Source organism: Pseudoalteromonas sp. 2CM39R (genome assembly GCF_023161845.1).
The window spans coordinates 124,553-137,783 of sequence record NZ_JALNTM010000002.1 but is presented as its reverse complement, the minus strand read 5'-3'; the positions used below and the strand labels follow the sequence as shown (position 1 = coordinate 137,783).

The 13,231-nt window shown below is 39.7% G+C and carries 14 protein-coding genes and 1 tRNA gene; 7 read left to right on the top strand and 8 right to left on the bottom strand.

Annotation, left to right across the window (positions count from 1 at the left end; all coding sequences use genetic code 11):
- Positions 1–57: 57 nt before the first annotated feature.
- From MTF66_RS04680 to MTF66_RS04670, 3 genes are all read right to left on the bottom strand, one after another.
- Positions 58–474, bottom strand: a complete 417-nt coding sequence (locus MTF66_RS04680) for an MAPEG family protein (protein ID WP_248526567.1) — start codon at positions 472–474, stop codon at positions 58–60.
- 280 nt (positions 475–754) lie between these two features.
- Positions 755–1,495, bottom strand: coding sequence for an SDR family oxidoreductase (locus MTF66_RS04675; protein WP_248526566.1), 741 nt, complete (start codon positions 1,493–1,495; stop codon positions 755–757).
- A 29-nt stretch (positions 1,496–1,524) separates the two neighbouring features.
- Positions 1,525–1,992 carry a MarR family winged helix-turn-helix transcriptional regulator gene (locus MTF66_RS04670; RefSeq protein WP_248526565.1) on the bottom strand — a complete coding sequence of 156 codons (468 nt, stop codon included), beginning with the start codon at positions 1,990–1,992 and terminating at the stop codon, positions 1,525–1,527.
- 223 nt (positions 1,993–2,215) lie between these two features.
- On the opposite strand from MTF66_RS04670, the gene MTF66_RS04665 reads away from it, so the two are divergent.
- Positions 2,216–3,415: an Nramp family divalent metal transporter gene (locus MTF66_RS04665; RefSeq protein WP_248526564.1), complete on the top strand. Its 1,200-nt coding sequence runs from the start codon at positions 2,216–2,218 to the stop codon at positions 3,413–3,415.
- Positions 3,416–3,481: 66 nt separating this feature from the next.
- Here MTF66_RS04665 and MTF66_RS04660 read toward each other — a convergent pair whose 3' ends face one another.
- The 3 genes from MTF66_RS04660 to MTF66_RS04650 all read right to left on the bottom strand — a co-directional run bounded on the left by MTF66_RS04660 (position 3,482) and on the right by MTF66_RS04650 (position 7,000).
- Complete coding sequence (locus MTF66_RS04660; RefSeq protein ID WP_248526563.1) at positions 3,482–4,708, bottom strand: amidohydrolase family protein; 1,227 nt, start codon at positions 4,706–4,708, stop codon at positions 3,482–3,484.
- An 11-nt stretch (positions 4,709–4,719) separates the two neighbouring features.
- The gene (locus MTF66_RS04655) at positions 4,720–6,102 is read right to left on the bottom strand and encodes an amidohydrolase (RefSeq protein ID WP_058584923.1); all 1,383 of its coding nucleotides are present in this window, start codon (positions 6,100–6,102) and stop codon (positions 4,720–4,722) included.
- 112 nt (positions 6,103–6,214) lie between these two features.
- The gene (locus tag MTF66_RS04650; RefSeq protein WP_058584922.1) at positions 6,215–7,000 is read right to left on the bottom strand and encodes a hypothetical protein; all 786 of its coding nucleotides are present in this window, start codon (positions 6,998–7,000) and stop codon (positions 6,215–6,217) included.
- Positions 7,001–7,357: 357 nt separating this feature from the next.
- Here MTF66_RS04650 and MTF66_RS04645 point away from each other — a divergent pair, with 357 nt between their 5' ends.
- Positions 7,358–7,720, top strand: coding sequence for a DUF3718 domain-containing protein (locus MTF66_RS04645; RefSeq protein ID WP_082665604.1), 363 nt, complete (start codon positions 7,358–7,360; stop codon positions 7,718–7,720).
- A gap of 53 nt (positions 7,721–7,773) precedes the next feature.
- Here MTF66_RS04645 and MTF66_RS04640 read toward each other — a convergent pair whose 3' ends face one another.
- Positions 7,774–8,469, bottom strand: a complete 696-nt coding sequence (locus MTF66_RS04640) for a hypothetical protein (protein WP_054561387.1) — start codon at positions 8,467–8,469, stop codon at positions 7,774–7,776.
- A gap of 112 nt (positions 8,470–8,581) precedes the next feature.
- Between MTF66_RS04640 and MTF66_RS04635 the strand changes: the two genes are divergently transcribed.
- Positions 8,582–9,442: a fructosamine kinase family protein gene (locus tag MTF66_RS04635; protein ID WP_248526562.1), complete on the top strand. Its 861-nt coding sequence runs from the start codon at positions 8,582–8,584 to the stop codon at positions 9,440–9,442.
- A 235-nt stretch (positions 9,443–9,677) separates the two neighbouring features.
- Positions 9,678–9,881 carry a CPXCG motif-containing cysteine-rich protein gene (locus tag MTF66_RS04630; RefSeq protein ID WP_054561385.1) on the top strand — a complete coding sequence of 68 codons (204 nt, stop codon included), beginning with the start codon at positions 9,678–9,680 and terminating at the stop codon, positions 9,879–9,881.
- Between the two features lie 40 nt (positions 9,882–9,921).
- On the opposite strand, the gene MTF66_RS04625 is transcribed toward MTF66_RS04630, so the two are convergent.
- Positions 9,922–10,548: a riboflavin synthase subunit alpha gene (locus tag MTF66_RS04625; RefSeq protein ID WP_248526561.1), complete on the bottom strand. Its 627-nt coding sequence runs from the start codon at positions 10,546–10,548 to the stop codon at positions 9,922–9,924.
- Between the two features lie 94 nt (positions 10,549–10,642).
- On the opposite strand from MTF66_RS04625, the gene MTF66_RS04620 reads away from it, so the two are divergent.
- The 3 genes from MTF66_RS04620 to MTF66_RS04610 all read left to right on the top strand — a co-directional run bounded on the left by MTF66_RS04620 (position 10,643) and on the right by MTF66_RS04610 (position 13,186).
- Positions 10,643–12,001: an MATE family efflux transporter gene (locus MTF66_RS04620; RefSeq protein WP_248526560.1), complete on the top strand. Its 1,359-nt coding sequence runs from the start codon at positions 10,643–10,645 to the stop codon at positions 11,999–12,001.
- A complete protein-coding gene (locus MTF66_RS04615; RefSeq protein ID WP_248526559.1) occupies positions 11,976–12,995 on the top strand; it encodes a DUF3080 family protein in 1,020 nt (339 codons plus the stop codon). Before MTF66_RS04620 ends, MTF66_RS04615 begins: the two co-directional genes overlap by 26 nt.
- Before the next feature lie 114 nt (positions 12,996–13,109).
- Positions 13,110–13,186: transfer RNA gene (locus tag MTF66_RS04610), tRNA-Val, on the top strand.
- Positions 13,187–13,231 lie beyond the last annotated feature (45 nt).

Genomic DNA, 13,231 nt, shown 5'->3' with positions numbered 1-13,231 from the left:
AAAAAGGCATTGTATGAGTATTCTATCAATGCCTTTTTTATATGTTAGCAATGCTGTTTAAATCAAACGTAAACCAATCAGAACTAGCATCACAATATTTGCCAAAGCAGCGATTAAAAAGAAATAGCTGCGTGGGCTTGGATTCTTCTCAGTAGCCACACCATAATACAGCAGCATATGAATGATCCTTGCAATCACATACACCCATATACACAGTGCAAATGCGCTGCTGTTCAAGTTTAAAAAGAATCCCAGAAATACGGTACCTAAAAATAACGGGCTATTTTCTAAGGTATTCATAAATGTGCGATGTGAACGAAACACAAAGCTGTCATGACTTAATGAATTATCGAGTTTACCAGGCACCGCATTGGGTTGTTTGGCTTTTGTGACAGCTGCAACTATCCACTGAATAGTAAGCATAACTAGAAAAACATACACAGCCGCATAAGCTGAAAAAGTAAGTTCAGGCATCTTCATTTCCTTTTCTATAACAACATGAATGCCTATTCCTTGCAAAAAACCAACCAATTTAAAGCACTGATTTATAATTGGTTATTTATATGATTTAGCTTTTGCAGTACCAATTGTTCGCAAAGTGTATAAATTTTACAGCGTTGCTGAGCAATTTAAGATGTAAAAATAGATGTGAGTATTATTTGAAACTTAAGAAAACTAAATTTATTTTAACAGGTCGCTAAACTAAAACGGTGCTTTAAAAAGCACCGTTAGTTTTGCTGTACGTTTATTCAAATTATTGAATATAAGCACCACCACAAACAGGGTTGTAAGTGCCCGTGATATGGCCACTTTTCTCGCTTGCTAAATAGCGCACTGTATTCGCAACATCTTCAGGTTGAGCAATTTTTTGAGTTGGAGTGTGTTGCCTAATCATTTCTTTAAACTCTTCTGGCGCTTCTTTTGTTGCATCTGTTTCTACAAGACCAGGCGCGACAATATTTGAAGTGATCCCATAAGGGCCAAGCTCTTGAGCCAAATATTTATTGAAACTATCAAGCGCGCCTTTTGCAGTACCATGGGCAATAAAAGCGGGTGCAGGCATTTCTGATAAAGTACTTGAAATAAATATTAATCGACCAAACTGCTTTTCTTTCATTACTTTAGATGCAAGTTGAGCTGTGTTGTAAGCCGCAAACATTTCATCATTTAATTTTTGAGAAAATTCTTGCCAAGTTTGATCAAGAAATGGCTTCGAAGTAAAACTCATATTCGCATTTGAGATAAGTGCATCAACTCCGCCATACTGACTAATATTGTTGATCATTTCTTCAACTTGAAGCTGATCTCGGACGTCTGCTTTAACAGCAAAAGCCTCACCACCATTTGCTGCAATTTCATCAGCAAGCTTGTTTGCAACTTCTGAACTATTTACATAATTAATAAATACTCGGTAACCCTCAGCAGCCAATGCCTTTGCGCAAGCTGCACCAATACCACGCGCACCACCTGTAATTAATGCATTTCTTTTAGACATACTAACTCCTTATTAATAAAAAATATAATTTAAGATTTGAGCAAAGAACGAAGATTTGAGACAACCTTAACTAATAGCTCTTGCGATTCATTTAAACCTTTAAGATCAATATGATTTTGAGAATCATCTAATACACCCTGAGCAATTTTTGTGCATTCGCTTACAACATCGAGTGACTGCTCTGTCAGGTTAACCAATTTAGTACGACTATCTGTTTCCGACTTAAATCGCATAACCCAGCCATTTTTCTCTAATACTTCTACTGAGCGGCTTACGCTTGATTTTTCAAGATACAAAATGTCACAGATTTGGCTCTGTGATATGGAGCCATATTGCTTTAAAGTTAAGATCACTCCCCATTGTTCCGCAGTGATATTTATACCTGCCTGCTTAAACCGAGAAGTTAAAAGCCGATTAAATAAACGACTCGCTAAACCTGTTAAATGTCCCATAGAGACCGTTAAAGGCACTTCTACTTGGTGTTTATTGTTTTCCAAAAGCGTTCACCACATATAGTTGCATATACAACAAAATAACTTAAATAAGACTTACTTGCAATTAGCATTATTAAACTTTCTTAAATTTCGATTCAGGTTAACCTTGTTGCTATTTCTACTTTACCGCAGCCTTAAGAGCCTTTACCCTTACCTATTGATCATTTTGTGGTATGAACAATATTTCCCCACAAAAATACTAAAACTCTAATAATAAAGGTTTTTTATGCGTTTAGGTCCCGGACTTCTGGTCACCGCTGCTTTTATTGGCCCAGGTACCATCACCACGGCAAGTGTTGCTGGTGCTAATTTTGGCTTTGCACTTATTTGGACGTTATTGTTCTCAGTCATAGCGACTATTTTGCTGCAATCTATGGCAGCTCGTCTTGGTGTGGCTACAGGGCTAGATTTAGCCTCTGCACTTAGAACCACCATTCAAACACCGATTTTTAAAGCCCTGGCTGTAATATTAGTAATAAGTGCGATTGGCATTGGCAGTGCAGCTTATGAAGCTGGCAATCTGACTGGTGCAAGTTTAGGACTGCAAGAAATACTACCTTCTGTAAGCCCATTACTCTGGACTCCCCTTATTGCGATTTTAAGTGCAGTTCTTTTGTACACTGGCAAACATAAAGTCATTGAGGGTGCGTTAATTGTTTTAGTGGTGTTGATGAGTTTAGTGTTTATTTCAACGCTGGTGATGGCGGCTCCGCCAATTGGTGAAGTGCTAAAAGGATTTATACCTAGCTTACCTGATAATTCAATTACCACGGTACTTGCCTTGATAGGCACAACAATTGTGCCCTACAACCTGTTTTTACACTCTGGGGTACTTGCAGAAAAACACGATAGTTCAAAAAATATCGACAAAGTAATCAAAGAAACAAACCTTGATACCGGTATTTCGATAACTTTAGGTGGCATAATCACGTTAGCTATCTTATCAACAGCCTCTGTGGCATTTTACGGTACCGATGCAGGTAAAATATCAGCGGCCAATATGGCTGTGCAGCTTGAGCCACTTCTAGGTGGTATGGCTCATTATTTCTTTGCTATCGGTTTATGTGCTGCCGGGCTCACTAGTGCAATTACCGCACCGCTTGCGGGTGCTTACGCTGTTTGCGGCATGCTTGGTTGGTCAACACAAATGAGTGATACACGTTTTAAACTGGTTGCTATCACTATCCTTGTTTTTGGTGCAATGGTCGCATCACTTGGGCTTGACCCAGTTGCGGTAATCATCTTTGCGCAAGCTGCCAATGGTTTATTACTTCCAATTGTAACCTGTTACCTTGTTTGGTTGGTAAATCAAAAATCGGTGATGAAAGGCTACACAAATTCGCTTTTACTTAACCTTGTAATTGTGCCAGTAATACTGCTTATATTTGGCCTTAGCCTTTATAAACTAAGCAATCTAATTTTTTAGCTTTTACTTTGAAAATATGTATTAAAAAAGGCCGCAAATTTGCGGCCTTTCCGTATGCTTAAACGCTTATTTAGTATAAGCGCGTGGCATTGCTGAATCAGTTGTATAACGATCGCGTAGTTTGTCTTGACGCGCTTCGGTTGAAACCTCTTCACCGTTGATCCACATTTTGCTTACGTGTGAGTTAAGCTCAAATGGATCTGCAGACCACATAACTAGGTTTGCACGTTTACCTTTGGCAATTGCGCCTGAGTTTAAACCAAAAACATCAGCAATATTGCTGGTTACTGCACTAAGTGCACCTTGTTGGCTCATACCGTATGACACAGCATTACCTGCATCAAAACGTAATTGGTATACATTGTGGCTTGAGTCACCAGCAACACCAATAATGACTTTTACACCCGCTTTTTCAAGCTTACCTGCGTTAGCAAGGTTTGCATGTAATGAGTCAAAGCTACCCGGTAAGTTAGCCATAGAACTGATGATCACAGGTACATCCGCTTTAGCTAGAGCATCCGCAACCACAACAGCATCATCACCGCCATGAATCACTAAATTGATGCCATAGGCTTCTTTTAACTTAACAAGTTCATAGATGTCTGAGGCGCGTTGAACACTCGCAATCAGCGGCATATCACCAGCAAGCACAGCTGCTAAAACTTTTTGCTCTGTTGATGGCTCTTTTTTGTCATCTTTTTTAGCTGACTTTTCACCTTCAAGCTTGTCGATAAGTGTTTTCATCGACATAGCACGTGAGCCTTTACTCTTTTCACCTAAGTGAACAACAAGCGCAACTTGCTTTTTATTTACGCTTTCAAAGCTGCCTGATAGATCAACAACAGATGCAAGACCCGCAAAGATACTGTCACCGCCGTTTGGTGCAATCACGTCTTGAGTAATGCCGCCTTTGCGTGCATAAGGAATTAAGCTACTGCGTGGGTTGAATGCAAGGCTTGGGTCAAAATCAATGCCCGCTTTGTCGTCACCACCATCGCGCGACCCTGCAACAGCACCCACTTCGACTAAGCCTAATTGGTTCATAGTACCAATAAAGCCAGCAGTCACGATTTGGCCTTTTGCATCAATGGTTGTATCCGCGTTGATAGACGCTGGGTTAATAGCAACAATTTTGCCATCTTCAATAACAACGCTTGCGCCTTCAAGTACGCCTTGCTCTGTTGAAGTGTGTAGTGTTGCATTTACAATCGCTACCGATGCAGCACTTGCTGTCGCAGAAAATAAGCCAGCAGCAACAAGTGACAGCTTTAATGATTTAGTTAATTTTGTCATCAATGTTACTCCTATTTTTGACCTAGCATGAAATCACTTTGTGCTTGGTATTTATCATCGTTACGATCATAAACTTTGGCACCATCGATAAATACTTGTTCAGCTTTCGCATAAACACTGAATGGGTTTTGGTTCCAAATAACCACATCAGCTTGCTTACCTGCTTCAAGTGAACCTGTTTTATCATCAATACCTAGCGATTTAGCCGCGTTTGAAGTGATCCACTTGATTGCGTGTTGCTCAGAGATGTCGTAACCCACATCATTCGCGCGATACATCACTTTACCAGCTTCTTGGTTTAAGCGTTGGATAGTTGTATCAGAATCAGAGTGAACAACGGCACATGAATTTTTAACAGCATCTACAATTGCTACGTTCTCTTGAACCATGTCGTAGGCTTCCATTTTAAAGCCCCACCAATCTGGCCAAAGTGCAGCACAGTTACCGTTCTGGGCAAGTAAGTCAGCAATTTTGTATGCTTCAACACCGTGATGGAAAGTACCTGAGTGATAACCAAACTCTTTACCAAGATCGATCATCATGGCCATTTCTTCTGCTTTATAACAGTGGTTATGGATTAAAATGTCACCTTCTAACACACCAGCTAGCGTATCTAGCTTAATGTCGCGGTGAGGTGCTGCAGGGTTTTTACCCGCGGCATAATCACTTTCGTACTTATCCCACTCGCGTTTGTACTCAGTCGCTTCAATCCACGCTGTACGATAGCCCGCCATGTTACCCATACGCGTTGATGGTAAAACACCTTTGCGGCCATAAACACGTTTCGGGTTTTCACCACATGCCATTTTTAAACCATACGGTGCTTCAGGGAATTTCATACCTTGCATCGTGTGCGAAGGGATGTTTTTAAGTGTTACACCGCGGCCACCAATTAAGTTTGCTGAACCTGGTAGAATTTGTAATGACGTAATACCGCCTTCACGAGCACGGTTAAAGCCAGGATCTTGTGGCCATACTGAATGTTCAACCCATACTTCTGCAGTCACTGGGCTGGTCATTTCGTTACCATCTTGGTGAGATGCCACTGATGGAGTTGGGTATGCACCTAAATGTGAATGCACGTCAATAATACCCGGTGTTACCCATTTACCTTGTGCATCAATTGTTTTTTCAGCTTGAACAGAAAGGTCTTTACCTACTTGTTGTACTTTGCCATCAACAAAGAATACATCAGCGTCATCTAAACGTTCACCTGTGCCGGTTAAAACAGTGGCATTAGTGATTAACGTACTTTGTGAAGCAAGTGGCTGATAAGTGCTAGGGTATGGGTTTTTGTTAATTGAGACTTTTGGATCTTGTGGGCCATTGTCTTGGCAACCCGCTAACGCGACTCCAAGCGCCATAACCAACAAGGATGGTGCAAATTTTTGCATTCTTACGTTCCTCTTTTTTATTATTTAATTACTTTAACTAATTGTTAATTCTAATGCGAGTAAACGAGGCCAGTCACCAATTTTCAAGACGAACAACCAGCCTCACAGAGCACTATTTCTTTATGTAGTTGTTATATAGCTGCTCTAACGCACCTTCGGTCGTCAAGCTCGGATCTTTGTTGATAAAATGTTTCACAGTTCGAGTTACAAAATCAGAGTTTTGCTTATGCTGCTTGGCAAAACTTTTAATCAGTGAATCAGCATCGTTAGCTGCGGTTACTTTTTCGTGTCGATGGCGGTATTGACTCAATGCACGGTTAAAATCGCCGTTATAATCTTCTACCACCAGCTTATAGAATTCTGTTCTGTCGACTTGTAAATCATTAATGCAGTAATTAAGCGCGTCTTTAAAGTCATAAAAGACTTTGCCTTGCACATCAAATTCGGCACGCTTCTCACGAATAGTGACACTGGCATCTTCAGTTGCATAGCTATAACCTTGAAATGCTACTCGCTCTGCTGCCTCTGCACCTAACTTCATGCCTGCTTTAATACTGTGCACAAACTCATCACTCATATCGTGAAGTTCACTCTCATGCCACATGTGATAAATTCTCAGCGCTTTTGCATATTTTGTTGAAAGTTTCTTTTTAAGCTTTGTAACTCGCCCATCAATAGTCAGCACTCGTTCGTTATGCAGTAATGCAAAGCACTCATAACATGCTGGAATTGATATAAATTCAGCCTCTTCACCTAAATCTATAATGCTTTGTAGCATATGTAGTGGCGGACAAAAATCTCGCTCAGTTGCTTCACAACCACAATAAAAACATTGATTAAAGTGTTTTGATTCAGATGCATAGGCTTGTTGATAATAGCCTGCTAATTTTGTGGTCACTCATGCTCCTTATACTCTGATTAGCCTTTTAAGAAAAGCTAGAGTTAATACTTAAATGTAACAGCTACGTAAAAATTAAGCCTTTAATACGAGCCAAAACACGTTTTAAAAAAATAAATGAAAAAAATTTCAGCCTATTTGTGTCAAAATTCACACTTTAAAATAGCACTTATCAAGCGGTTAGTTTTACTTGTTCACATCTACATACTTACTTACATCTTGTCGATTTTCATTAACAGCAATTGTTCTTGTTTAGCGTAATACTTTAAATGTGCCCAGCAAACAGGAAGTGTGAAGTATCCATAAAAGCGAGGTCGCACATACTAAACGTAATACGGACAACAACTGGAGAGAAAGATGAATACGTTAACTACAGCACTAGGTACAGCATTAATTTTAGGTTCTTCATTAGCAGCAACTGATGCAAGTGCAGCACAATTTGTCGCAGCGGATGACTCTGTAGGCACGCAAGCTTGCATGGCCATTGCTTCTAACAAACCATTAAACGTATCAAGCACAATGCGCGATCTACGCTTAAGCAAACGAGTAATGACAGAAAAACTACTTTGCAATGATATGACGACTGATAAGTTTGCAAGCACTTATGGTTTTCATAACTCTGCGAAATACTTAAATTTTGAAACAGCAACAAAAACAAGTATTCAAGATATTGCTAAAGTATCTGATGACACAGTGATTGTTATTGCTGGTTCTAAATAATGATGAATTCACTGTAGCAGGTCTTTAAAGGCCTGCTACAAATTCCTTCTTCGTTAAACTAGCGCAGCTATCAGTCCAAATAGGCCGCCAAATACCCCGCCCCAAATCACTAACCAGCCTAAATGTTCTTTGATCATGGTTTGAATAATATCTTTAACCATGGTTGGCGTAAGCTCATTCAAACGCTCATCTACTAAACGCTCAACAGTACTGTGCAATGAGCCACCAAGATGAGAGTTGGCAAATAGCTTTTCATCTAGAATTGTTTTAAATTCGTCGCTCTTTGAAATATCAATCACCGCTGCTTTCATTTTTTCAATGAAAGGTTCACGCATCGGCTCAAGCGCATCACGGCCACCAAACATTGATAGCATGCCACCAAATTGTGAGTTTTCGATAACCTCAATTAATGAGTCATAAGCCGGACTTAAATTAACTTCACTGATCACTGGCTCTAAATCAATATTTGGCTTAGCTAACGCCATTACCTGATCGATTTTCTCTTCGGCGAAGAACTCGGTCATTACCAAGTTACGAATAGCCACCTTAAAAGAGGCAAACTTTAAAGTGATAACCCCAGAGCCGTATAAAAATGGTACTTTTTCGAATAGCATGTGAATAGCAAGCCAGTTAGTTACTGCGCCCGACAACGCAAATAAACCAACAGAAAGCACAATTGCTTGTTCAAATAAAAATCCGACTAATACTAAGGCAAGCGCCACTAAATTAGTAATGAGACTTTTATTCATCTGACCCCTCATAAATACTTCGATAAACTTTAACAATATTAACGCTATGGGTTTGTTAATTCATCGTCTTTTTGCCATAGTTTAATTATATGGTTAAAAGGTGAACAAAATTATGTGGAATTCGGTGAATGAACAGATTAGCCAAGCGATGCACTTTGATTTTAAGCATACCTTTAAGCGCCAATTACAATCACCCAATAACGACAAATACTTCCAAATTGGTGATGACCTACACCACTTCTTTGTGAAAGTCGCTCACTTGAGTGATCTAGAGCGCCTAGAGTGCGAAGCCTTTAATCTTGAGCTATTAACCCAAGAAAGCTTATTTATGATCCCAGATTGCATCACCACAGGTTGCAATATTGAGTTTTCATTTATCGTGCTTGAATGGTTAGAGCTTGATAAACAGCCCCATACCAATTGGCAGGAAATGGGGGAACACCTTGCCCATTTACACCAAAAGCATACTCAAGCTATGTTCGGCTTAGATAACGACAACTTCCTTGGCCCTACTCTACAACCAAATCGTTGGCACAAAAAATGGGATGTATTTTTTGCTGAAGAACGCATTGGTTGGCAATTGCAGTTATTACATGAAAAAGGTATTGAACTTGTCAACCAAGACACCTTCATCGCTTTTGTTAAAGACGCACTGCATAGTCATGTTGTAGAGCCTTCGTTATTGCACGGTGATTTTTGGCGTCGAAATATGGGCTTTTATAATAATGTACCCAGTGTATTTGACCCTGCTTGTTATTATGGTGATCGGGAATGCGATATTGCCATGAGTGAGCTATATGCGCCACTCCCTGATAGCTTTTATGATGCCTATAACGAAATCTATCCACTGCAAATAGGTTACGAGCAACGTAGAGCTATCTATCAACTATACCCTATGCTCAATAATGCCAATATATTTGCTGGGCACTATCTTACTGAAGCAAAACAACAAATTGATCAGCTACTGAAATAAGCACGAAATCACTGTAAAAGGAATGTCATAAACCGCTAAACACAGCTATATTTAGCCTATAAAGCGTATTAATAAAGATGCTAACCGAATTGGTAGCACTACGCTTATATCAATTATCAATTCGGTTAGTGAGTTATATCAATCTAATTAAATCTAGATTCATTTTTGTTGAGTTAGGGTTTAATGAAGATTGCAATTTAACGAACTCAGGCATGCCTGATTAAGGTAAAAGCTGATGAAAGACCAATACACACAACGGATTTCATGCCCTCACTGTGGCCACCACATTCATGTTGCACTTGATGCAAGCGACGGTGACCAAGATTACTATGAAGATTGCGCAGCATGTTGCAATCCTATTCATTTAAATATGCATATAGATTACGCACACAACAAACTCGAATTACATGTCGATAGTGACGACGAGCAAATTTTTTAATTTGCTCGTTTGCTATATTTATTTAGCTCGTTTGATGTATTTATTTTGCTTGTTGCAAAAGATAATTTTCGACCGTGTTGATAATGGTATAAGTTTGCTGATCGACTTCGATATTTAACTTATCACCTTCGCGGTAGTTATCGAGATTGGTAATAGAGAGTGTTTCTGGGATCAGGTGTAGCCAAAAGCCCTGCTCATCAACTTCACCTACAGTGAGGCTTGCCCCGTTAACGCTCACAAATCCCTTATAAAGCACGTATTTTTGCCACTCTTTTGCTAATGCTAATTGCATTTTACAGTTATCTTGATAGTGGTTAATTGAAAGTATCTCGGCCATACAATGAATGTGACCCGACACGATATGCCCGCCCAGTTCAGTACCAAAAGTCACTGAACGTTCAAAATTCACCGTATCATTGACAGCCAGCATACCTAGGTTGGTTAACTTCAATGTTTCATCAATTACATCAAAATTTATCACACAGCAGCCTTTAGTGTCTGATGCAAACTTCACCACGGTTAAACAACAACCATTAATGGCTATGCTCGCGCCAATATTCAGGTTTTCAGCATATTGCTGATCTACTTTTAAAGCTAGCCTTAGTACACCGCCTTGGTTAGTAGCATCAACCACAACGGCTTGCGTTTGCACAATTCCAGTGAACATCGCTTTCTCTTTTCTTCATTAAATAGATAACTGCGATTTTTATTGATCTATGAATAGATTACAATGGCTGTCTGTTTATTTAGTCGTGTAATTTATGTCTTTTTGTAGTTGGGAAGCCAAAAGGTTAATTTCGTTAGCCATTCCTGTTTTTTTGGCACAGGTAACCCTTATTTTAATGACGGTTGTAGATACCGTGATGGCAGGCCAAGTAAGTGCAACAGACTTGGCGGCACTTTCTATTGCAACAGGTATTTGGAATCCGTTAATGCTTGCGTTGCAAGGCATATTATTGGCGTTAACCGGTATCATTGCGCAGTTTGCAGGGTCAAACGATAAACAAGGTATTAGCCACTACTTTCAACAAGGTCTGTATCTGGCGTTAGTACTTGCCATAATCGGTTTAGGGCTAGCAAGCCTTGCTGATACAGTGCTAAGTCAATTAGATACTTCACAGTCTATTACCCAATTAGCCGAGCAATACATTCATTTTGTTAAATGGGGTATTTTCGGTTTTTTACTTTTCAGTGTGTACCGTAATATCACTGAAGGTATGGGAATGACCAAACCTGCTTTTTACATTAGTTTAATTGGCTTAGCGGTTAATATTCCAGCCAACTACGTATTTATACATGGTAAATTAGGTTTTCAAGCCTATGGTGGCGCAGGCTGTGGTATTGCCACGGCGCTGGTATTTACAGCAATGGCGTTAACTCAGGTTATTTATTGCCACTTTAATAAAAAGATTGATGCCAAAGCATTGCTAGCAAATTTCGAAGCGCCAAAGCCCGTTACTTTATGGACTATCACCAAAGTGGGTATTCCAATTTCATTAGCTACTTTTTTTGAAGTTACACTATTCGCTTGTATTCCTTTATTTATAGCGCACTTAGGTGCGGTTGCTGTTGCCGGTCACCAAATTGCGGCTAGTGTAACGACATTATTGTTTATGATGCCGTTGAGCCTCTCAATTGCCATTAGCATTCGAATAGGCAATTTGTTTGGCCAACAACATTATCAGCAGTTAAAAAATGCCGTTAAAACAAGTTATATTCTCGCGGCAATTATTGCTTTTTTACTGGCAAGTGTGACCTTTTTTGCTCGAGATATTATAAGCCAATTGTATTCTGACAACCCTGAAGTATTAGCCCTTGCCTCTTCAATCATGGTACTTGCTTGTATCTACCAGTTACCAGATGCCCTGCAAGTTTCTGCCAATGGTATTTTACGGGGATTGAAATACACAGCACCTATTGGTTATATCACCTTTGTATCGTATTGGTTGATCGGCTTTGCGCTTGGCTTCGTACTAGCTCGTACAGATTTAATTGTTCCAGCACTAGGCCCTCATGGCTTTTGGATAGGCATTATTGTAGGTTTAAGTGCCGCAGCAATTATGTTGATGTTCACTGTTCATAGGCGATTTAAACATGCACCTTTTTTGCAAAACCAATAGCCTTTTAAACTCTATCATCGCAACAGCGTGTGTGGCACTGATTGCCTGCACGCCCTCTTCCGGTGATGTCAATCACACCTACGCGCAAAGATTAGAAAACGTACTTAAAACCGAAAGTTTTAAGCTATCTAAACCAAGTACGCTCACTGTTAACCACTTTGCTGAATATAATGAAGATAAAGCAACCATTGGCATGCTCGAGCTTGCCCAATTACGTCAGTGTAAACTTGCAACCCTTATTGCTGAACACAATAATCAGCTTGGCAAAACAGCAACGCCTGCTAACATTCTTAGTTATCAAATTAAGTTTATTCAAAGCGCAAATGAATGCTTAGAAAGCTTTGAAGAACAAGATGAGTTATTTGAAAAAATAAAACTCACTGCAGTACAAAAGCAAGCAAACCTTCCTAACTACTTTAAAGCTATGCTGCTCAACGAAAGCGAGTTTAAGCAAAGCTGGCAGCTAAGTTCGACTCACATTGATGAAAACAACGCAGGTTTTAGCGAAACCGTGAGCGCGATGGAGCAAATTGCTAAATTAAACAACCATATTAATAACGGCAAAATAAACGCTATAAAGCCTGAGCAAATCATCAACCAACTCGAAGTATTAAACCGTTTTAAATACAACAAGCTTCTTATTTCGGCGGCAAGGGTGCAAACACATTACAATCAACAAATAACAGCGCTGCTCAAGCAGTACTCAAAAGATGAGCTCTGCCCTGCGAACAAGAATAAACAAAAGGCGCAAACGCTAAGTAATGTGTTTAAAAAGTTTTATTTAGAGCAATTACAGCCCTATCAATCATTCTTAGTGGGTCGATTAGAAACCCTACAACCTCTTTACCAGCAAATATGGCGTGACACAGAAATGAGCAAATTTGTAGATAGCGAAAGTAATGATGCAATTTTACAAAATCTAAAGCGCTCAGCTAAAAGCCATGTCACTTGGTGGCAAGGTTTTTATAGAAGGTGCGAAATTAGTCCGTTATGAATAAAAAACCAGCACTTAGCATAAAAATAGCTAAAGCTGCTTGATTCACACAACCAGTCGCTATATATTAGCCTCCGTTGTTTAGCCACGCTAACAACCACTTAAAATCAAAATACAACCGTAGCTCAGTTGGTTAGAGCACTACCTTGACATGGTAGGGGTCGGTGGTTCGAATCCACTCGGTTGTACCATGATTTAGGTATAACCAAAGGAAAGAGCACTACCACTCTTAACGG